General features: G+C 48.7%; 16 protein-coding genes and 1 tRNA gene. 9 read left to right on the plus strand and 8 right to left on the minus strand.

Annotated features, from left to right (window positions below):
- The first annotated feature begins 8 nt into the window (after positions 1-8).
- Positions 9-93 (plus strand) — tRNA-Tyr (locus tag BM082_RS08325).
- An 84-nt stretch (positions 94-177) separates the two neighbouring features.
- On the opposite strand, the gene BM082_RS08330 is transcribed toward BM082_RS08325, so the two are convergent.
- On the minus strand, positions 178-1146 hold the full coding sequence (locus BM082_RS08330; protein WP_017010851.1) for a glutathione S-transferase family protein: 969 nt from the start codon (positions 1144-1146) through the stop codon (positions 178-180).
- A gap of 206 nt (positions 1147-1352) precedes the next feature.
- Entirely contained in the window at positions 1353-1784 is a 432-nt protein-coding gene (locus BM082_RS08335) for a hypothetical protein (protein WP_017012708.1), read from the minus strand.
- A 242-nt stretch (positions 1785-2026) separates the two neighbouring features.
- Between BM082_RS08335 and xthA the strand changes: the two genes are divergently transcribed.
- Positions 2027-2833, plus strand: coding sequence for an exodeoxyribonuclease III (gene xthA / locus BM082_RS08340; RefSeq protein ID WP_017012707.1), 807 nt, complete (start codon positions 2027-2029; stop codon positions 2831-2833).
- 165 nt (positions 2834-2998) lie between these two features.
- Here xthA and BM082_RS08345 read toward each other — a convergent pair whose 3' ends face one another.
- The 4 genes from BM082_RS08345 to BM082_RS08360 all read right to left on the minus strand — a co-directional run bounded on the left by BM082_RS08345 (position 2999) and on the right by BM082_RS08360 (position 6243).
- Positions 2999-3721, minus strand: a complete 723-nt coding sequence (locus BM082_RS08345; RefSeq protein WP_017008582.1) for an ABC transporter permease — start codon at positions 3719-3721, stop codon at positions 2999-3001.
- A gap of 10 nt (positions 3722-3731) precedes the next feature.
- Positions 3732-4433, minus strand: coding sequence for an ABC transporter permease (locus tag BM082_RS08350; RefSeq protein ID WP_017017115.1), 702 nt, complete (start codon positions 4431-4433; stop codon positions 3732-3734).
- 160 nt (positions 4434-4593) lie between these two features.
- Positions 4594-5358, minus strand: coding sequence for a transporter substrate-binding domain-containing protein (locus BM082_RS08355; protein WP_017017116.1), 765 nt, complete (start codon positions 5356-5358; stop codon positions 4594-4596).
- A gap of 114 nt (positions 5359-5472) precedes the next feature.
- Entirely contained in the window at positions 5473-6243 is a 771-nt protein-coding gene (locus tag BM082_RS08360) for an ABC transporter ATP-binding protein (protein WP_017017117.1), read from the minus strand.
- Between the two features lie 352 nt (positions 6244-6595).
- Here BM082_RS08360 and BM082_RS08365 point away from each other — a divergent pair, with 352 nt between their 5' ends.
- A complete protein-coding gene (locus BM082_RS08365; protein WP_017017118.1) occupies positions 6596-8248 on the plus strand; it encodes an ABC transporter substrate-binding protein in 1653 nt (550 codons plus the stop codon).
- A 78-nt stretch (positions 8249-8326) separates the two neighbouring features.
- Here the strand turns inward: BM082_RS08365 and BM082_RS08370 are convergent, their stop codons facing one another.
- Entirely contained in the window at positions 8327-9487 is a 1161-nt protein-coding gene (locus BM082_RS08370) for a tetratricopeptide repeat protein (RefSeq protein WP_017008587.1), read from the minus strand.
- 290 nt (positions 9488-9777) lie between these two features.
- Between BM082_RS08370 and ycaO the strand changes: the two genes are divergently transcribed.
- The 4 genes from ycaO to pflA all read left to right on the plus strand — a co-directional run bounded on the left by ycaO (position 9778) and on the right by pflA (position 16101).
- Entirely contained in the window at positions 9778-11529 is a 1752-nt protein-coding gene (ycaO, locus tag BM082_RS08375) for a 30S ribosomal protein S12 methylthiotransferase accessory factor YcaO (RefSeq protein WP_017017119.1), read from the plus strand.
- 316 nt (positions 11530-11845) lie between these two features.
- A complete protein-coding gene (gene focA, locus BM082_RS08380; protein ID WP_017008589.1) occupies positions 11846-12721 on the plus strand; it encodes a formate transporter FocA in 876 nt (291 codons plus the stop codon).
- 71 nt (positions 12722-12792) lie between these two features.
- The gene (gene pflB / locus BM082_RS08385; RefSeq protein ID WP_017017120.1) at positions 12793-15069 is read left to right on the plus strand and encodes a formate C-acetyltransferase; all 2277 of its coding nucleotides are present in this window, start codon (positions 12793-12795) and stop codon (positions 15067-15069) included.
- A 291-nt stretch (positions 15070-15360) separates the two neighbouring features.
- Positions 15361-16101 carry a pyruvate formate lyase 1-activating protein gene (pflA, locus tag BM082_RS08390; RefSeq protein WP_074926550.1) on the plus strand — a complete coding sequence of 247 codons (741 nt, stop codon included), beginning with the start codon at positions 15361-15363 and terminating at the stop codon, positions 16099-16101.
- Positions 16102-16171: 70 nt separating this feature from the next.
- Here pflA and BM082_RS08395 read toward each other — a convergent pair whose 3' ends face one another.
- A complete protein-coding gene (locus BM082_RS08395) occupies positions 16172-16819 on the minus strand; it encodes an energy-coupling factor ABC transporter permease (protein WP_017012701.1) in 648 nt (215 codons plus the stop codon).
- 205 nt (positions 16820-17024) lie between these two features.
- On the opposite strand from BM082_RS08395, the gene BM082_RS08400 reads away from it, so the two are divergent.
- A complete protein-coding gene (locus BM082_RS08400) occupies positions 17025-17531 on the plus strand; it encodes a YfbU family protein (protein ID WP_017008594.1) in 507 nt (168 codons plus the stop codon).
- Positions 17532-18164: 633 nt separating this feature from the next.
- A complete protein-coding gene (gene speA / locus BM082_RS08405; protein WP_074926553.1) occupies positions 18165-20084 on the plus strand; it encodes a biosynthetic arginine decarboxylase in 1920 nt (639 codons plus the stop codon).
- Positions 20085-20137: the final 53 nt, after the last annotated feature.

The following is a 20137-nucleotide window of genomic DNA, read 5'->3' on the forward strand; positions in this document are numbered from 1 at the left end:
AAACTCGTGGTGGGATTCCCGAGTGGCCAAAGGGATCAGACTGTAAATCTGACGGCTCCGCCTTCGAAGGTTCGAATCCTTCTCCCACCACCATCTTTGCAAAAGCCAGCTCATTGAGCTGGCTTTTTTGCGTTTAGGCTTTCTTACCTGCCTAGCGTTAGATCGCCTTGACGTGATTTACGCGCTTAACGCCTCTCTGCCGTGCGGCGTCCACAAATCCTGCTCAGGCCCTTTTGGCACAATGCGCGTTGGGTTAATGGTTCCGTGGCTGTAATAATAGTGACGCTTGATGTGTTCCATGTTCACGGTGTCTGCCACGCCTTCCACTTGATACAACTCTTTCATGTAATTGAAGATATTGCAGTAATCCGCAATTTGCTGACGGTTACACTTGAAATGACCCACATACACGGCGTCGAAACGCACTAACGTGGTGAACAATCGCCAATCCGCTTCTGTGATGCGTCCGCCCGTCAGGAAGCGACTTGTCGCCAAATGCGCATCAAGACAATCTAGCGCAGCAAAGAGTTGGTCAAACGCGCTTTCATACGCCTCTTGTGTCGTCGCAAATCCACAGCGGTATACCCCATTATTCACGTTGGGATAAACATGCGCATTCCACTCTTCGATGCTGTTGCGTAGCGCCTCAGGGTAATAATCATCGGTATTCCCTGTCACATCATTGAACGCAGTGTTGAACATACGAATGATTTCAGACGACTCATTGCTCACGATGGTCTCTGTCTTTTTGTCCCAAAGCACTGGCACGGTGACACGCCCGGTGTAATCCCCTTTGGCTTTGGTGTAAAGCTGATGCATGAAATCAAAACCGTAGAGCGATTCTGGTTCATCAAATGCCCACCCGCTTTCCAGCATGTCAGCACTGACGATGCTTAAACCAATGTGTGATTCGAGCCCTTTGAGCTTGCGGAAAATCAGCGTGCGGTGCGCCCAAGGACACGCGAGAGAAACATAAAGATGGTATCGACCAGACTCAGCAGAAAACCCTGCATCACCCGTAGGCCCAGCCTCGCCATTGGGTGTTACCCAAGAACGAAAACCCGCGTCTTCTCGAATAAACTTCCCGTTCGACGCTTTGGTGTCATACCAAACATCATGCCAAACGCCGTCGACTAACTTACCCATTATGTTTCTCCTTCAACACGATGGTGGAAAGTATAAAAAGTAAGGCATAAAAAGTCGGCATGACAAACTTGTTAGTGTTGTTCTAGTTTTTTGAACAAGATGCATCGCCAAATTGCACACCCACTGAAATCACATCAACGAAGTTTATTGCGGCAGAAACACATCGGGCTGCAAAAATGCAGCCCGATGGGGAATGATCAACGCGTCTATTTTTGCTTACCGCCAAGGTAGCTAATATTGAATGTCACGTTGCTGGCAGCACTGCCATCAGGATAGGATTCGTTGATGGTGATTTCATCGCCATCAATCACAAAGCGAATCGTTGGATCTTGGGCTTGATCACGCCAGCGACCTTCATTTTGAGACCATATTGCGCGGGTCTTATTCACCTTGCAGCGAACGTGCCATTTGCCACCGTCATCAGGACGTCGGTAAGACATGTAATAAATGTTGAGCTCGGTCTCGGCTTCCACGACCACTTTATCCACAGTCATCACGGTTGGGCTTTTCTTTTTGATCGCGGCAATACTGGCTTTGCATATCTGCTCAGTGGTGAAGTCGCCAAATTCACCACAGCCAGACAACATCGCTGTCACTAGCACCACCAAGCTGGCTTTAAACAAGGTCACTATTCTCATTAACTGCCTCCCTCACGTCGTGAAACACCACAACAAAGAATTTGCGAGTAACGCGTTGATTGCCAATCAATCTCTATTAAGCGCATGATTTTGCTTACAGCATAGTTGCAACCAAGAGATTTTGCTTCTATGTAGACACAGAAGCTTCGTCTTACTCACTGTTTTCTCAGCCCAAATGCGTTTATATGCGGTACACTGGGGATCGCTCGACGTATTTCACAAACAAAGAGAAGAAAAAGCGAATGAAAGTCATCTCATTTAATATCAATGGCCTACGTGCCCGCCTTCATCAACTTCAAGCCCTCATCGAAAAACACCAACCGGATGTGATTGGCTTGCAGGAAATCAAAGTACACGACGAAGCATTTCCGCTCGAAGACGTCGAAGCCATGGGTTACAAGGTGTATTTTCACGGCCAAAAAGCCCACTACGGTGTCGCGATGTTGTGTAAGGAAGAACCTATCAAGGTGCAAAAAGGCTTCCCAACTGACGAGGAAGACGCACAACGCCGCATGATCATGGCAACCTTCAAGCAAGATGACGGCAGTGAAGTGACGGTGTTAAACGGTTACTTCCCGCAGGGCGAAAACATTGCCCATGAGACCAAGTACCCTGCCAAAATTAAGTTCTACAAAGATTTGATGACCTACCTTAACGACGCACATACCAATGACGAAAACGTGATTGTGATGGGCGACATCAATATCAGCCCTATCGATCTTGATATCGGTATCGGCGACGTCAACCGCAAGCGCTGGCTGAAAACTGGTAAGTGTTCATTCCAGCCAGAAGAACGTGAAATGCTCGCGACCTTGATGAATTGGGGCTTTGTGGACACCTTCCGCCAGCAATTCCCAGACGCAGACGATAAATTCTCGTGGTTCGATTACCGCTCACGCGGCTTTGACGACAACCGCGGCCTGCGCATTGATGTGGTACTGGCTACCGCCCCGCTCGCGGCGAAGTGCATCGATACCGGCATTGATTACGAACTGCGCGGCATTGAAAAGCCGTCAGACCACGCGCCAATTTGGGCGGAATTTAAGTAATTCAGGGTCGAGAAAGAGCAGGGTCGAGTCGCGAGTAAGAGCCTAAAGCGAGAAGCGATTCAGCCTCCTCAACGTAAAAAGCCAGCACTCTCATGCTGGCTTTTTCTTTATCTGCTCTTTTGATCTTTCTCGAGACTGCTCTTTCTCGATTCTCGCAATCTGCAGTTAACTCTCCAACGGCCTCAAATGTCTATGCCAGCGTTTTTCCAAACGCTTAAAGCCATACACAATCGTAAACGTCAGACACAAGTAAATCGCAGCCACAAACAGGAAGGCATCAAACGGGGCGTAGAAACGCGCGTAGATGTCTCGTGCTGCGCCTGTGAGGTCGATAATGGTAACGACTGAGGCTATTGAGCTGGCGTGCAGCATGAAGATGACTTCGTTGCTGTACGCAGGCAGTGCGCGACGGAAAGACGATGGCAGGATGATACGGCGCAAAATCGTGAAGCGTGACATGCCATAGGCCATACCTGCTTCAATTTCGCCGCGAGGCGTCGCCATCATAGAGCCACGCAGGATTTCCGTGGTGTAAGCCGCGGTATTAAGCACAAACGCCAGCAAGCACGGGTAAAACGCGTCTTCAACCACCGCCCAAAACATGGACTGTTGAATGCCTTCGATGGTCGCCACGCCGTAGTAAATCAAATACAGCTGGAGCAGCAAAGGGGTGCCACGGAAGATGTAAACGTAAACCCACACTGGGCGGTTAATCCAAGGGTTCTTAGAGGTTCTTGCCACCGCCAAAGGCACAGATAAAATCAAGCCTAAAAACAAGGAAAGCACAACCAATTGAACCGTCACCGTCAAACCACTCCAATAGTGAACAATGGTGGTTGAGGTGAAAATCTCGTTCTGATCGAGAAAGGCATACAGTGATTCTAACATTCCGCTCTCCTTAGCCTCTTACCACACCAGCACTGAACTTACGTTCCAGACGCTTAAGGCCGAGTTCCGACACCGAGGTGATCAACAGATACACGATGGCAACCGGGATGAAGAATTTAAACGGTTCATTCACCGCGCCCGCCGCCTCTTTCGCAAGGCGCGTCATGTCCGCCAGACCAATCACAGAAACCAGTGCCGTGGTTTTCACTAACACGAGCCAGTTGTTACCAATGCCGGGTAAGGCATGGCGCATCATCTGAGGGAACATGATGCGACGGAAAACCATCCAGTTGCTCATGCCATACGCAGTGCCTGCTTCCAGCTGACCGCGGTCAACCGCAAGGAATGCGCCGCGGAAGGTTTCCGCCATGTACGCACCGAAAATGAAACCTATGGTCGACACACCCGCAGTGAATTCATCAACGTTAAAGAACACGTCGATTTCATAGCTGTCATAAAGCCAATCAGAAAAGTTGTTGAGCATGATCTGAACGCCGAAGAAGATCAGCAACATCAGTACCAAGTCAGGCACGCCGCGAACCACGGTGGAATATAACGTTGCTGCGCCACGCGCTATGCGATTTTTTGAGAGACGCGCCATTGCTGTGATCAAACCGAGCAACAATGCGATCACCGCTGATAACACCGCCAATTGAACGGTCAGAATTGCGCCCATAAATATGGAAGGGCCATAACCATGCAGATCTAACATCCTTTCCTCCTGCACGTAAAAAACCGATAGACACCCAATCGGTCAAAAGGGAGCACGTCCTGCTCCCTTTGGAACATTCTGCATATCATTGACATACAGGGTATTGCTTTAGCATGTGGGCAAACGTTCTCGTTGAACCTTCGCCCACATTAGAGAGTCATTACATTTTGATGTCGTACTTGAAGTACTTGTTCATGATCTCTTCGTACTTGCCGTTTGATTTTACTTCATCCAGTGACTTGTTGAAGATAGCCAGTAGGTCTTTGTCACGCTTACGCATTGCCGCACCTACACCGCCACCCAGTTGGATGTTCTCGCCAACGGTTTTGAAGTTAGCACCGTCAGATGCACCCAAAATCGCTGCTTCACCCACAGGGAAATCAATCAGAACCAAGTCAAGGCGACCGCCTTGCAGATCCAGCACCAAGTCATCACCGGTTGTGTAACGCTTGATCTCAGCCACTTTACCGAAGGTATCCGTTGCGTGGTTATCTTGGATCGTACCGCGCTGAACACCAATACGCTTACCTTTCAGTGATGCAACATCACTTGGGTTTAGGTTTGATACTTTTGGTGCGAAGTAACCGCTTGGCGTGTTGTAGTAAGGCTTAGTGAAAGCGACCTGCTTCGCACGCTCTTCGGTGATCGACATTGAAGAGAAAATAACATCATACTTACGCGCTTTAAGACCTGGAATGATGCCATCCCATGCCTGAACGACCCAGCTACAGTTGAGCTTGGCGTTTTCACACACAGCGTTACCCAAATCCACCTCAAAACCCGTCAAGGTGCCATCTGGCGCTTTGTATTCGAATGGTTCGTAAGGAACGTCAACAGCGATGCGAACATCTGTCCAATCTTTAGCTTGAACTGCTGTCGCGCCAAGTGCTGCTGTTACTGCAGCTGCAACTAACCATTTTTTCATCTTGATGTCTCCTTAGGTACTTAACACGAACGGCAAAACTCCATCGCCATCCGCCGAATTGTCACATTTGCGTTGAATTGCTCTCTATTAGTATTAGCAAACACAAACGGATAATTAGTAAATTGACGATATAAACTGCTGTAAACGCTCTGACTCAGGGTTGCTGAATAGCTTTTCAGGGTGCCCTTGTTCTTCAACAAGGCCTTGGTGTAAGAACATCACATGGTTAGACACATCACGGGCAAACGCCATTTCGTGTGTCACAACCAACATGGTGCGCCCTTCTTCTGCAAGGATTTTCATTACATTTAGAACTTCACCGACCAACTCAGGGTCGAGTGCAGAAGTTGGCTCATCAAACAGCAAAGCTTCTGGCTCAACCGCCAATGCGCGCGCAATCGCGGCACGCTGCTGTTGACCACCTGAAAGATGACCGGGGTAATAGTCACGGCGCTCGTACAAACCAACACGCTGCAAATAAGCTTCCGCGCGTTCAATGGCTTCTGCTTTTGGTACGCCGAGAACATGAATAGGGGCTTCGATGACATTTTCCATCACCGTCATGTGAGACCAAAGGTTGAACCCTTGGAATACCATTGCAAGACGCGAGCGAATGCGTTGCACTTGCTTTTCGCTCACTGGCACAGCAATGCCGCCACGCCCTGGCTTCATTTCGATCAATTCACCATTGACCCAAATTTCACCGCTGGTAGGTGTTTCGAGGAGATTGATGCAGCGAAGAAACGTACTCTTACCTGAACCGGAAGAGCCGATAATAGAGATAACATCGCCGCCATTCGCGTCGAGAGAGATCCCTTTCAATACTTCATGTTGACCAAATGTTTTGTGAAGGTCTTTAATTTGCAGCGCTACTGCTTCGCTCATGCGCCTGACTCCTGTCATTCTTTTTGCACGTTCAATGTGCACACATTCGGCTGTGTGTTGTTGTTATTTTGTGTATTCACTTTTGGGGTCCGCGCTAAATTGACTATGTTGTAACTTTCTCGCGTGTTACAACACATTCCACTGCGGAAGCCCATTTATTTGAAAATAACATCCATCACTTCCAGCAGCAACAATTTGTTAACCTTCAACAAATTAAAATTTAAGTCATATAAATCGCATAAATACTCAGAGCGATTTCTGTGCACTGCGTCGATAACATTGATGCATAGTTAGGGTTAGTGTAGGGTGTATTCGGTGAAAAATACTCTTTAAATTCAATACTGAGAGATTCATGTTGCTGCGCTTTTTAACCTTATGTTTCGTGCTGGTGCCTACCATCAGCGCTGCAATGCCCAATACTTTGACAATCATCCCTGAGCTCTCAAATGGTTTCGTGCGTAACTACAACCCATTTCGCAGCGATACGTTGGCGACGACTCATGACTTTGTCTATGAACCCCTCATGGTATTCGACAATGGCACGCCCCATTTTCGTTTGGCTGAACGCTATGTTCTCTCGCCTGATTTAACAGGCATCACCCTGTATTTACGTGATGGGATCACTTGGTCTGATGGTGCACCATTCTCGAGCGATGATGTCGTCTACAGTTTGTCTCTGCTGAATAAACAACCAGAACTGGATTACAATTCACTGGGTAAGTGGGTCGAACGTGTCGAAAAACGTGGTAAAAATGAGGTATACGTCTCGTTAAGTCAGCCTAACGCGCAAATCGCAGAACGTTTAGCAGACGCCATCATTGTGCCCAAACACAAATGGGAAACCATCAAAGGCAAGGGAAGTTACCTAAACCAACACCCTGTTGGCACAGGCCCTTTCACCACCATCAAAGCCTTTAGCAGCAATAACATTGTTCAATGCCGCAACCCCCATTACTGGCAGCAAGATGCATTGAAGGTCGATTGCATTCGCTATCCCACCGTCAGAACGAACGATGAATTGATCTCTCGCCTCAGCAGCGGTGAGTTTGATTGGGCAAGCGCGTTCATTCCAGACATTGAACGTAATTACGCCTCTTACTCCCGTGATTATCACTACTACCACCAGCCCTCAACGATCGTCAGTTTGCTGTTCAACTTCAAACACGCAAACCCCGACACCCACGCGGTGTTTAATGATGTGCGTTTTCGTCGCGCTGTATCCATGAGTTTGTCTCGCGAACTGCTCATTGATATTGCCGTTTTTGGCCAGGGCCAAAAAGCCATGTTTGCCAGTGGTGTGGAGTCGAGGTTTGAAGACTGGATTGCCCCGTCAGCCGCCGAGCAACACCTTTACTACATTCGCAAACACACCAAGGTTGCACAACGCTTACTCGATGAAATGGGACTGGCTGATACGAATGGCGATGGCTACCGTGAATTACCCTCGGGCAACCCCCTTGAGCTGTCGATCATTGCCCCATCTGGGTGGAGTGATTTCACGTCAGCCGCCAATGTGATCAGCGAAATGATGAGCACGGCGGGCTTAAAGGTGTCGGTAAAAGAATTGCCTTACCCGAAATACATCGAAGACATGGCGCTGGCGAACTACGACATTAGCATTACTAACTATCCGTCGGGCAACACACCATTTCTCTATTTGAACGAAGCCTTCAACAGTGATTATCAAACGCCAAGTTCGCCGCGTTTCGCGCACCATTTTTATAAAGATGAAGTGATCGATAACTTGCTGAGTGATTTTCTTCTTCAAACAGCACCCAGTGCACAGCGCGATGTGGTTAATAAGCTGCACCTGCGCATTGCAGAACAGCAAATCACCGTGCCGCTTTATTACAAGCTTGAAACCGTGGAATACACGTCAACACGCTATAAAGGCTGGCACACAGAAAGAGGGAAACCTGCCGTTCCGCCCATTTGGCCGACAGAGAGAATGCGTTTGATTCAGTTGCTGGATCTGTACCCGACCGAAACGCGAGTAAGCGAGTAAGCGAGTAAGCGAGTAAGCGAGTAAGCGAGTAAGTGAGTAAGTGAGTAAGTGAGTAAGTGAGTAAAGAAGATACTCGCTTTATTCTGTGGTCAACAATTCTAGGGTTTTCAGCCACACATCCGCATCACCGTCAGGCTCTAAGCGCTTGAGGGTTTCATACGCATTGCGAGCGACATCGAATTGGTTGATTTTCATTGCGCTGTAACCAAGAATCTCCCACAAAAAAGGATCATCCTCGCCGCCCATGGCGATAGCACGCTGCGCCAAATCTGCAGCATCTGGCCATTGCTGTAATTGAGAGGCAATACGGCATTGCGCTTTGAGCAGCGACAATTCCGGCTCTTCATTCAATTGCGCGGCAATCACCCATGCATCTCCCCATTGGGAAGCCTGCATCAAGTACTGCAATTGGCGCTTCTGTGTTTCTCTGTCATTCAGCGCCACATCTTCTGTTACGCCTTTTGATAGCCATTGCGCGGCTTGCGATGCTTTACCCAGTTGCGCAGAAATATGCGCCATATCCAGATAATCTTGCCCCGTCAGCGCCATGCCTTGTTCTTTGGCTTGTTGATACAAACGCAGCGATTGTCGCAATTGGCCCAAGCGTGCATACGCCCCAGCTTGCTTGCGTTGCCAGCGAATATCATTGCCGTAACGCTCTTGAATGTTTCGCGTGGTATTGATCAATGCGCGATCTTGAAACAACTGCTCTTCGCTCAATGCCTTTATCTGCCACATAAACTCTGGGGCATCGGCATAACGCGCAATCACCGCATTGGCTTGTTCCAGCGCACGGTCATAATACTGTTCCGCAAACAAAGCACGGGTATACAGCTGCTCTACAGGCTGGAACGGCGGGAATTCTTCAAGATAAAGCTGACCATATCGCACCGCGATATCGGGTCTGCTGCGCTTCATGGAAATCGACACTAACGCACCAAAAGCATCTTGCCGAAGGCTTGGTGGCAACTTGCTGTACTTCACGGCATTGGTATAGGCGAGAGAAGCACGGTCGAGGTCGCCTTCTTGCAGGTAGATAAACCCAAGAAGACGTTGATGCAGGGCTTTTTGCTCATCGTTATCAGGAACAAGCGCCTTAGCTAAATTGGACGCGTCTTTATATTGCTCATTCGACAGCAATTGTTCGATACGCGTGAGATGACGGGCTAAATCAGGATCGCTGGCAACCACCGAAAATGATGCGCTCATAAAGAGGATAGCAATACCGAACCCTTTCATATCCCTTAGCCGTTAACGATCTGATAAATCGACTATAACGCAGATTGGTCAATACCCGTGCGTTTTAACGTCGATTTTTTGCGAGGAAACAACAATCCTCATTTTCAGGAGAAAAATAGACGTAAAAGTGAACAATTCCGCGTGATGCCTTTGTTTGAATTCCCCAAGCCCGTCCTTTCTTTTCTTCCTTCACATAAGGCTAACAACTGTGTTGCGTGTCGTAAGATATTTTTCCTGAAGCACGTTGATTCGGGCTATACTCGCCATCCCCTTATGAGACTGAGACTCCCATGAAAACCTATATCCCTGGTAAAGATGCCGCACTGGAAGAATCCATCAATCGCTTTGAAGAAAAACTCACCGCGCATGGCTTCCACGTTGAACCTGTTTCTTGGCTAAACCCAGTACCCAATGTTTGGTCTGTTCATATCCGCGATGTAGACGCGCCAATGAACTTCACCAACGGTAAAGGTGCGAGCAAGAAAGCTGCATTAGCCTCTGCATTAGGTGAGTATTTTGAGCGTCTGTCTTGTAACTATTTCTACGCCGATTTCTACATGGGTGATGACGTTGCCAACGCACCGTTTGTGCATTACCCGAACGAGAAATGGTTTCCACTGACGGATGATGACAGCTTGCCAGAAGGTTTGCTGGATGACGCCATGTCGGCATTCTATGATCCAGAAGATACACTTGCTGCAAGCGAGCTGATTGACCTGCAATCGGGCAACGAAGAACGCGGCATTTGTGCCCTGCCTTTTGAGCGTCAACGCGACCAACACACCGTGTATGTGCCAATGAATGTGATTGGCAACTTGTATGTGTCGAACGGCATGTCAGCAGGTAACACACAAACCGAAGCGCGCAGCCAAGCGCTGTCTGAAGTGTTCGAGCGCGCGATCAAAAACCGCATTATCGCAGAGCGCATTAGCTTGCCGGAAATCCCAGCAGACGTGATGGCGCGCTACCCATCGGTTCAAGCATCCATCGATGCATTGATTGCCGAAGGTTTCCCTGTTGTTGCCTATGACGCGTCACTGGGTGGCAAATACCCCGTGATTTGCGTTGCGTTGTTTAACCCAAACAACGGCACCTGCTTTACCTCTTGGGGTGCGCACCCACGTTTTCAGGTCGCGCTTGAGCGTACCGTGACAGAATTGCTTCAAGGTCGCAGCCTAAAAGATCTCGATGTGTTCGAAGCACCGTCTTTCCACGATGAAGATGTGGCCGATCACCACAACCTTGAAACCCACTTCATTGACTCATCAGGCACAGTTTCTTGGGACATGTTCAAAGCCACTGCTGACATTGAATTTGCAGATTGGAACTTCGAAGGTACGTCACAAGAAGAATGCGATTGGCTATTGGGCAAACTGCATGCAGAAGATGCTGATGCTTACATCGCCGATTACACCCACCTTGATGTGAATTGTTGTCGCGTCATCGTACCGGGCTGGTCAGAAATTTACCCACCAGAAGAAATTCAGCTGTGTAATAACAACCGTGGTACGGATCTACGTGATGCCTTGTCGATGCTGCTCGCGTCTGAATACAGCGATGAGTCTGTCGAGTTCTTGTTTGATGTGCTCGAAATGGCGGATTTCGATGACAGTTACATGGTGTGTGAATTGATGGGTATTGCCCCTGATGCAAACACCGCATGGAAATCCCTCACCATTGGCGAGTTGAAGTGTCTGTTGGCACTGGCTATGGGCGATTTGGAATCTGCACAAGATTTCGCAGTGTGGAGCTTGGATTACAACGCCACGATTTATAGCCAACCGCGCGCCATCTTCATGCGCTGCCTCATTGCGAGCCTAGAGCTTGCACAAGACGATGTCCGTGATCCTGCGGAATACCGTCAGGCATTTGGCTTTATATACGGTGAAGAAACCACGGATGCCGTTTGGGATTCTATCTCAGGTGACATTCGCTTCTTTGGTTTAACCGCACCAGATGCCGATCTCACGGCATTTGGCGCCCACCAAAAGCTGCTTGGCTCTTATAACAAGCTACAAATCGCCAAGGCGACACTGTCTTAATAAGAGAACTATCAGCAAATCATTCCGCTTATGAATGGCCTCACACCGAGGCATTCATAAGCGGTTGATTGCAATGCTTTCCCGCAACATTGATAACCAAAACTCGACGTTTCCTTCCTTTAAAGTACGTAATTTAATTACAATTCAATTTTATTTGAGAATGTTTAAATTTTTTATATTTAATAAAATCAACAATATATAAATTTTAAGCCAAAAATAGCCGTTTTAAATGTTATAAAATTTCACAACAATGATCTAAATCAATTTTGATGGAACACCCCTCTGGTACTATTCTTTCAGCGAAATTTGGAGACCAGTGGGTACTATCGTGAAGACTCAAACCAACCCTTTTGACGCACTGATGCCGCCAGCCATGGCGCAAAAAGCTGAAGATGTCGGGGTTTACAAGGCAACTAAAGCGCCTTTCCAATCTTTTATCCTCGCCATCACTGCTGGCGTATTCATTTCTATTGCTTTCGTTTTCTACACCACAGTGACCGCTGGTGCGAGTGATGCGCCTTGGGGTCTCGTCAAATTTGTTGGCGGTATTGCCTTCAGCCTCGGCCTTATTCTGGTTGTTGTTTGTGGCGGTGAACTCTTTACCTCTACCGTATTAACAACCGTCGCAAAAGCCAATAACCGTATTACTTGGACTCAACTGGGTCGCAACTGGGTAACGGTCTATTTCGGTAACATGGTCGGCGCACTCTTTTTCGTTGCAATGATTTGGTTTGCTGGCCAGCACATGGCGGGCAACGGCGACTGGGGCATCAATGCCATGAAGATTGCCCAACACAAGTTGCACCACACCTTCTTACAAGCCGTTATTCTGGGCACGCTTTGTAACCTGATGGTATGTCTAGCTGTCTGGATGACCTATTCATGTCGCAGTGTCTCAGACAAGATTCTCGTGATGATGCTTCCAGTTGCTATGTTTGTCGCAGCGGGCTTTGAGCACAGCATTGCCAACATGTTCATGGTTCCAATGGGCATCGTCATCAACAATTTCGCGAGCCCTGAATTTTGGGCAGCAACAGGATATAGTGCAGCTGATTTCGCCGATTTGACGGTAAGCAACTTTATCCTGAACAACTTAATTCCAGTAACCATCGGAAACATCATTGGTGGTGGCCTACTTGTAGGCATGACGTACTGGCTGATTCATCTACGTGGCGAACAAGCTCATAGCTAAGCACTAGCTCAGCGTATTCGACACGAACACTTATTTTTCTTTTCTACTGAATTTAAACAGGTAGGTACATCATGGCAGAGCAATTTACTCAAGCGTGGGAAGGCTTCGCAGCCGGCGACTGGCAGACTGAAGTTAACGTTCGTGACTTCATCCAGAAGAACTACACCCCATACGAAGGCGACGAGTCTTTCCTAGTTACTGAAGGTACTGAAGCGACTAACGCGCTTTGGGACAAAGTAATGGAAGGCATCAAGCTTGAGAACTCAACTCACGCGCCAGTAGATTTCGATACTTCAGTTATCTCTACTATTACTGCTCATGACGCTGGTTACATCATCAAAGATCTTGAAAAGATCGTTGGTCTGCAAACTGAAGCGCCACTGAAACGTGCACTTATCCCTAACGGTGGTGTACGCATGATCGAAGGTTCTTGCAAAGCGTATGATCGCGAGCTTGACCCAATGGTTTCTAAAATTTACTCAGAATACCGCAAGACACACAACCAAGGCGTTTTCGATATCTACACGCCAGATATCATGAACTGCCGTAAGTCTGGTATTTTGACCGGTCTTCCTGATGCATACGGCCGTGGCCGCATCATCGGTGACTACCGTCGCGTTGCACTTTACGGTGTAGATTTCCTGATGAAGGACAAAGCTAAGCAATTCCATTCGCTACAAGCGAAACTGGAAGCTGGCGACGATCTACAAATGACCATGCAACTGCGTGAAGAGATTCAAGAGCAATACCGTGCTCTAGGCCAAATCAAAGAGATGGCGAAGAAATACGGTGCAGACATCTCTGGTCCTGCAACCACAGCTCAAGAAGCGGTTCAGTGGGTTTACTTCGGCTACCTAGCTGCAGTGAAATCTCAAAACGGTGCTGCAATGTCTCTAGGCCGTACTTCTACGTTCCTAGACGTGTACATCGAGCGTGACATTGCCGAAGGCAAGATCACCGAAGTTGAAGCTCAAGAAATGATCGACCACTTCGTCATGAAGCTGCGTATGGTTCGTTTCCTACGTACGCCTGAGTACGATGAGCTGTTCTCTGGTGACCCAATCTGGGCAACAGAATCAATGGGTGGTATGGGTGTTGACGGTCGCACACTGGTAAGCCGTACTAACTTCCGCTTCCTGAACACGCTTTACACCATGGGTCCAAGCCCAGAGCCAAACATCACTGTACTTTGGTCTGAGCAACTGCCTGTAGGCTTCAAGAAGTTCTGTGCGAAAGTATCTATCGATACGTCTTCAATCCAGTACGAAAACGATGACCTAATGCGTCCAGATTTCGACAACGATGACTACGCTATCGCTTGTTGTGTATCGCCACAGGTTATTGGTAAGCACATGCAGTTCTTCGGCGCGCGTGCAAACCTTGCTAAAACACTATTGTATGTAATCAACGGTGGTGTGGATGAGAAGCTGAAACTTCAAGTAGGTCCTAAGCAAGCGCCTATGGCTGATGAAGTTCTAGATTTCGACAAAGTGTGGGCTGGCCTAGACAACTTCATGGATTGGTTGGCAACACAGTACGTGACCGCACTGAACGCGATCCACTACTCACACGACAAGTACAGCTACGAAGCATCGCTAATGGCGCTGATGGATCGTGACGTTTACCGTACTATGGCGTGTGGTATCGCAGGTCTATCTGTCGCGGCTGACTCACTGTCTGCTATCAAGTACGCGAAAGTTAAACCAGTTCGTGACGAAGACGGCATTGCTATCGATTTCGAAATCGAAGGCGACTATCCGAAGTTTGGTAACAACGACTCACGTGTTGATGACATGGCGTGTCAGCTTGTTGAAAACTTCATGAACAAGATCCGTAAGCTGAAGACTTACCGTAACGCGGTACCTACTCAGTCTATCCTGACTATCACGTCAAACGTGGTATACGGTAAGAAGACAGGTAACACCCCTGACGGTCGTCGTGCTGGCGCACCATTCGCACCGGGCGCAAACCCAATGCACGGTCGTGACGAGAAAGGTGCAGTAGCATCTCTAACGTCTGTAGGTAAACTGCCATTTGCTCACGCAAAAGACGGTATCTCTTACACCTTCTCTATCGTGCCTAACGCACTAGGTAAAGATGGCGACACGCAGAAAGCGAACCTTGCTGGTCTAATGGACGGTTACTTCCACCACGAATCAGGCATCGAGGGTGGTCAACACCTGAACGTGAACGTTCTGAACCGTGAAACACTGGAAGACGCCGTTAAGCACCCAGAGAAATACCCACAGCTGACTATCCGTGTATCGGGCTACGCTGTGCGTTTCAACTCTCTGACTGCTGAACAGCAAAAAGACGTTATCGCACGTACATTCACTGAATCTCTATAATCTGAGCATTCACTGAGTGATAAAAAACACCTCCCATGTGGAGGTGTTTTTTTATGTCTGTTTCTCTAAAAATACACCGCGTTTTATCCGCACTATTCAGCCTTCATTACGCTGGCTAAATGACAGCCATTCTCATTCATTTTGACGCGAAAAATGGCGATTTTCTCTGATCTTACCTTCCGCCTTCAACACCTTGAGATTCCTTACCCTCTTTCCGTTTATTCACTTTAGATACGCACAGAACTGTAATAAAATAACACCTTACTTTTTACAGTGGTTTTGGAGAATCTCATGTCGGTAAATGGCCGTATCCACTCCTTTGAATCTTGTGGCACCGTTGATGGTCCGGGCATTCGTTCTATCGTGTTCCTTCAAGGATGTTTGATGCGCTGTAAGTACTGTCATAACCGCGATACATGGGATCTCGATGACGGACGAGAAGTGACCGTTGAAGAGCTAATGAAAGACGTGCTTGCCTACCGCCATTTCATCAACGCATCTGGCGGCGGTGTCACGGCGTCTGGCGGTGAAGCCATGCTTCAGCCTGAATTTGTGCGCGATTTCTTCAGTGCTGCCAAAGCAGAAGGTATTCATACCTGTCTGGACACCAATGGTTATATCCGTAAACACACTGACGTGATTGATGAAGTGTTGGACGTGACCGATCTTGTGATGCTCGACCTAAAGCAGATCAACGATGAAGTGCACCAGAACCTGGTAGGCGTGCCAAACAAACGCGTATTGGACTTTGCACGTTACCTTCACCAGCGCGGCCAAAAAACGTGGATCCGCTACGTGGTTGTACCGGGCTACACCGACGATGAAGATTCAGCACATCGCTTGGGTGAATTCATCAAAGACATGGAAAACATTGAGAAAGTCGAAATGCTGCCGTACCACCAGCTAGGTGCTCACAAATGGGAAGCACTGGGCTACGAGTACGAGCTAAAAGACGTGAGTCCACCGAAGAAAGAAACCATGGAAAACCTGAAAAACATTCTGGAAAGCTACGGCTTAACAGTGATGTACTGATTGGGACACTCTCCAAAAAAACCGACGTAACGTCGGTTTTTTTCTGCCTATCATTCGGGTGCATTCGGGCTTATCGATCCGGCGACAAATACTCCCTGTCATAAAAGGTGCGTAGCCAGTGCGGCCGATAAACCGACATCAGCGTCACCGCCATGCCGTTGAGCAAGCCTTCCGGGAACCAAATCAGTACCGCCAGCATCAAATAGTTATGGGTAATGGTTTCCCAGGAATACAGGCCAGAGACCCAATACCCCGCCGACACCACTATCAAGTGCAGCACAATAGTAAACGCCGCATTAAAGAAGCCCGCAATGAAGATATACACAAACAGATGTCGGCTGAGGTAACGGTAGGAAAGCCAGAAGATGGCGTAACTCACAAAGGCCGGAATCACCGCCGTGGTGACGGCATAGAGCCCCACATCCATCACTGGTAACAGGCCAAAGCCCACCATCAAGGCAAGCGGGATCATAGCAATCCATACCGCGATCCTCGGGCCATGACAGAGCGTCAGTACCGTCATCCCCAGAAAATGAATATCCAGCCCTTCGCGAATGCCGGCTTTCAGCGCCCACAAGCAAAACAACACAATGCCACTGGCAAACACCAAGTGTTGATAGCCTTTGTCTTGGCGCATTTTCTGCCACCCATCCCTTGGCCAACAAAGCCAAAGCATGACCAGCAAAACAGCCCAACCAAATACCTGCCAATACAACATAAAATCCCTGTTATTTTTCGCTCTCAAACGTCGACTATTTTGTGAAATTTCACGTTAAAAAGCGTAACTAACCTGTGTCCAGATCAAAAAATAGAACCACACCAACTGTTAATCTGTGGCACATGAATTGCCAAACTTCTCACCTCAAACGTATAACTAAGAGACTGTTTGGATAAAGAATTTTTATCTTTTTGAGGCAACAACCATGGAAATGACACACGCTCAGCGTCTTATCCTCTCTAACCAGTACACCTTGATGTCGCAACTTGATCCACAAAACGCAGAAAAGTATCAACGCCTACAAACCATTGTAGAGCGTGGTTATGCCCTGCAAATGCGTGAATTGGACAAAAACTTCGGCGAAATGTCAGAAGACCTTTGCCGCCAAGTTGTTGATGTGATGGAAATGCACCACGCACTGCAAGAGTCTTTCCGCATGTTGGAATCTGGCACACGCTGCGAATGCGATGTGGATGAGCGTCGTCTGCAATTCTGGGGCTTTGATGCCGCTACGGAAACTCACCTGATGCACTACGTGCGTTTCCTGACAGACAACGAAGGCCTTTACCCACAATTCGACAAAGGTTCGCACCACTTCAACAGCCAAACGCCGATGCTGGCAAAATACCAGCGTATGTTGCAAGTGTGGCGCAACTGCCCACGTCAGTACCACCTATGTGGCAACGAATTGTGCCAAATCGTTAACGCCTGATCGCGTTTAACACCATACCTAAACACCCTGAGAATGCCCTCAACCTTGATTGGACGAGGGCTTTTTATTGCCTGCTTTTCATCATTAAAATTACTCATCGTAACGCGCAAATTAATTTATTTGCGCCCACTGCCAAACGGTTGTCTAATCGCCATGCACCCAAAGGGTTCCATCATACCGACGAGGTGTATACAGGCAGATCGCTGTGCTTAAACGATTGAAATAACGCACATATCCATGCCACTGTCTCTTCATACCGTGCCTGTCTGCAGCACGGCTGTGTGGGAATGAAAATGAAGCCTTTCGCAAACCATGATGATCAGGTACTTAGCCTGATGACCCTTTGCGACTCCGCAGCTACAGTCCAACCGCAACATCAACCCAAGCCCCTTTCGGCAACGGCGCGCAGGAAAAAATCCGCATCGAGGCGGACACGTCGCCATGACGCGAATTTCCTGATCTATCCAACGCTACCGTGAGCGCGAGACATGCACGCTCAATGAGTCGTCTCAGCGAACACCGTTCGCGTTAACACAATCGTTATCTCCATAATTTTCGGTATATGCCGTCGCTTTGCAGCACGCTGCACATGGCTTATTTGGCATGTACCCAATCACCGTATGAGGAAAGAACATGAGTGATTGGTCTATTAACGACGCCCGTGATGTCTACAACACGCCATATTGGGGCCAAGGGTACTTCGACATTAATTCACAAGGCGACGTGGTTGCCCGTCCGGACACCAACCAACCGGACAACCACATCGCCCTTTCTACGCTGGCCGATGAACTGATCGCCAAAGGCGCGTCTTTGCCTGTGCTGGTGCGTTTCCCTGAAATTTTGCACCACCGCGTAGACAGCCTGTGCACCCACTTCAACGACGCCATCTCAGATTATGGCTATGACGGTGAATACCTGCTGGTTTACCCGATCAAAGTGAACCAACAAAAAGAAGTGGTCGGCGAAATTCTAAAAAGCCAATACGCCAGCCAAGAGCGCCAACTGGGCCTTGAAGCCGGCAGCAAGCCAGAGCTTATGGCTGTGCTGGCCATGGCACGCCAAGCCAGCTCGGTGATCGTGTGTAACGGCTATAAAGACCGCGAATACATTCGTCTTGCATTGATTGGCGAAAAGCTGGGCCACGAAGTCTATATCGTGCTCGAGAAACTCTCTGAGCTAGACACAGTGCTGGCAGAAGCAAAAGCACTGGGCGTGACACCGCGTCTGGGTCTGCGAGCGCGTTTAGCGTCACAAGGCAAAGGCAAGTGGCAAGCGAGCGGTGGCGAGAAGTCCAAGTTTGGCCTGTCAGCCTCTCAGGTCATGACGGTCATGAACCGCCTGCGTGAGCTAGACATGCTCGACACGCTACAACTGCTTCACTTCCACCTCGGTTCGCAAATCGCCAACATCCGCGACGTACGCTCAGGCGTGAACGAAGCGGCGCGCGTGTATGCTGAGTTGTACCAAATGGGCGCAGGCATCACAACGTTAGACGTGGGCGGCGGTTTGGCGGTCGATTACGAAGGTACGCGTAGCCAGAGCAGTTGCTCGATGAACTACAGCCAGCGTGAATATGCCAACAACGTGGTCTTCACGGTGGGCGATGTGTGTAAAGCCTTCGACATCAAAATGCCGCGCATTATCTCTGAATCAGGCCGCAACCTGACGGCGCACCATGCTGTTCTTATCACCGATGTGATGGGCGTGGAAAGCTACCAGCGTGAAGAAGTGTTTGCGCCTGCAGAAGACGCATCGCAAATACTGCACAACATGTGGCGTTCATTCAAAGACCTGAGCCAATCGACGGATCAACGCTCATTGGTTGAAATCTACCACGACAACCAAAACGATCTGGCGGAAGTGCACATGCAATTCGCCATGGGCTTGGTGAACTTTGCCGATCGCGCATGGGCAGAACAAATCAGCCTGCGTATTTGCTACGAACTGTCTTGCAAAATGTCACACAAAAACCGCGCGCACCGCCCTGTATTGGACGAGCTAAACAGCCGCCTAGCCGACAAATTCTTCGTGAATTTCTCGCTATTCCAATCGCTGCCAGATGCGTGGGGTATCGAACAAGTGTTCCCTATTCTGCCGCTGTCGAAGCTGTATAAAGCGCCGGAAAGCCGTGCTGTACTGCTCGACATCACCTGTGACTCTGATGGCACGGTTGAGCAATACGTGGAAGGCCAAGGCATCGAAAGCACCCTGGCAGTGCCAACATGGTGTGATGAATCACCGTACCGCATTGGTTTCTTCCTTGTCGGTGCGTATCAGGAAATTCTGGGCGACATGCACAACCTGTTCGGTGATACCGATTCAGCCGTTGTGCGCAGCAACAAAGACGGCGGCTACGAGATTGCCTCCATCCACCACGGCGACACCGTGGGCGACGTGCTGCGTTATGTGCATTTAGACGCTGACGAGTTCCTGAGCCAGTACGAAGAAATGGTGAAAGCCCTGCCAGAACAAGAGCAAGAATCGATTCTGTTCGAGCTGTCAGAAGGTTTGAAAGGCTACACCTACCTCGAAGACATTCACCAAAACCGTTAATGACATTGGCTGCCTGCTCAGACGCAGGCAGCCACTTTTTGCAAGGATTTAAC

Source organism: Enterovibrio norvegicus DSM 15893 (assembly GCF_900115495.1).
GTDB classification, from domain to species: domain Bacteria; phylum Pseudomonadota; class Gammaproteobacteria; order Enterobacterales; family Vibrionaceae; genus Enterovibrio; species Enterovibrio norvegicus.

Excerpts from the sequence above, each read along its gene's own strand:
- BM082_RS08330 (WP_017010851.1), bottom strand. The coding sequence starts at position 1,146 with ATGGGTAAGTTAGTCGACGGCGTTTGGCATGATGTTTGGTATGACACC.
- BM082_RS08335 (WP_017012708.1), bottom strand. The coding sequence starts at position 1,784 with ATGAGAATAGTGACCTTGTTTAAAGCCAGCTTGGTGGTGCTAGTGACA.
- xthA (WP_017012707.1), top strand. The coding sequence starts at position 2,027 with ATGAAAGTCATCTCATTTAATATCAATGGCCTACGTGCCCGCCTTCAT.
- BM082_RS08345 (WP_017008582.1), bottom strand. The coding sequence starts at position 3,721 with ATGTTAGAATCACTGTATGCCTTTCTCGATCAGAACGAGATTTTCACC.
- BM082_RS08350 (WP_017017115.1), bottom strand. The coding sequence starts at position 4,433 with ATGTTAGATCTGCATGGTTATGGCCCTTCCATATTTATGGGCGCAATT.
- BM082_RS08355 (WP_017017116.1), bottom strand. The coding sequence starts at position 5,358 with ATGAAAAAATGGTTAGTTGCAGCTGCAGTAACAGCAGCACTTGGCGCG.
- BM082_RS08360 (WP_017017117.1), bottom strand. The coding sequence starts at position 6,243 with ATGAGCGAAGCAGTAGCGCTGCAAATTAAAGACCTTCACAAAACATTT.
- BM082_RS08365 (WP_017017118.1), top strand. The coding sequence starts at position 6,596 with ATGTTGCTGCGCTTTTTAACCTTATGTTTCGTGCTGGTGCCTACCATC.
- BM082_RS08370 (WP_017008587.1), bottom strand. The coding sequence starts at position 9,487 with ATGAAAGGGTTCGGTATTGCTATCCTCTTTATGAGCGCATCATTTTCG.
- ycaO (WP_017017119.1), top strand. The coding sequence starts at position 9,778 with ATGAAAACCTATATCCCTGGTAAAGATGCCGCACTGGAAGAATCCATC.
- pflB (WP_017017120.1), top strand. The coding sequence starts at position 12,793 with ATGGCAGAGCAATTTACTCAAGCGTGGGAAGGCTTCGCAGCCGGCGAC.
- pflA (WP_074926550.1), top strand. The coding sequence starts at position 15,361 with ATGTCGGTAAATGGCCGTATCCACTCCTTTGAATCTTGTGGCACCGTT.
- BM082_RS08395 (WP_017012701.1), bottom strand. The coding sequence starts at position 16,819 with ATGTTGTATTGGCAGGTATTTGGTTGGGCTGTTTTGCTGGTCATGCTT.
- BM082_RS08400 (WP_017008594.1), top strand. The coding sequence starts at position 17,025 with ATGGAAATGACACACGCTCAGCGTCTTATCCTCTCTAACCAGTACACC.
- speA (WP_074926553.1), top strand. The coding sequence starts at position 18,165 with ATGAGTGATTGGTCTATTAACGACGCCCGTGATGTCTACAACACGCCA.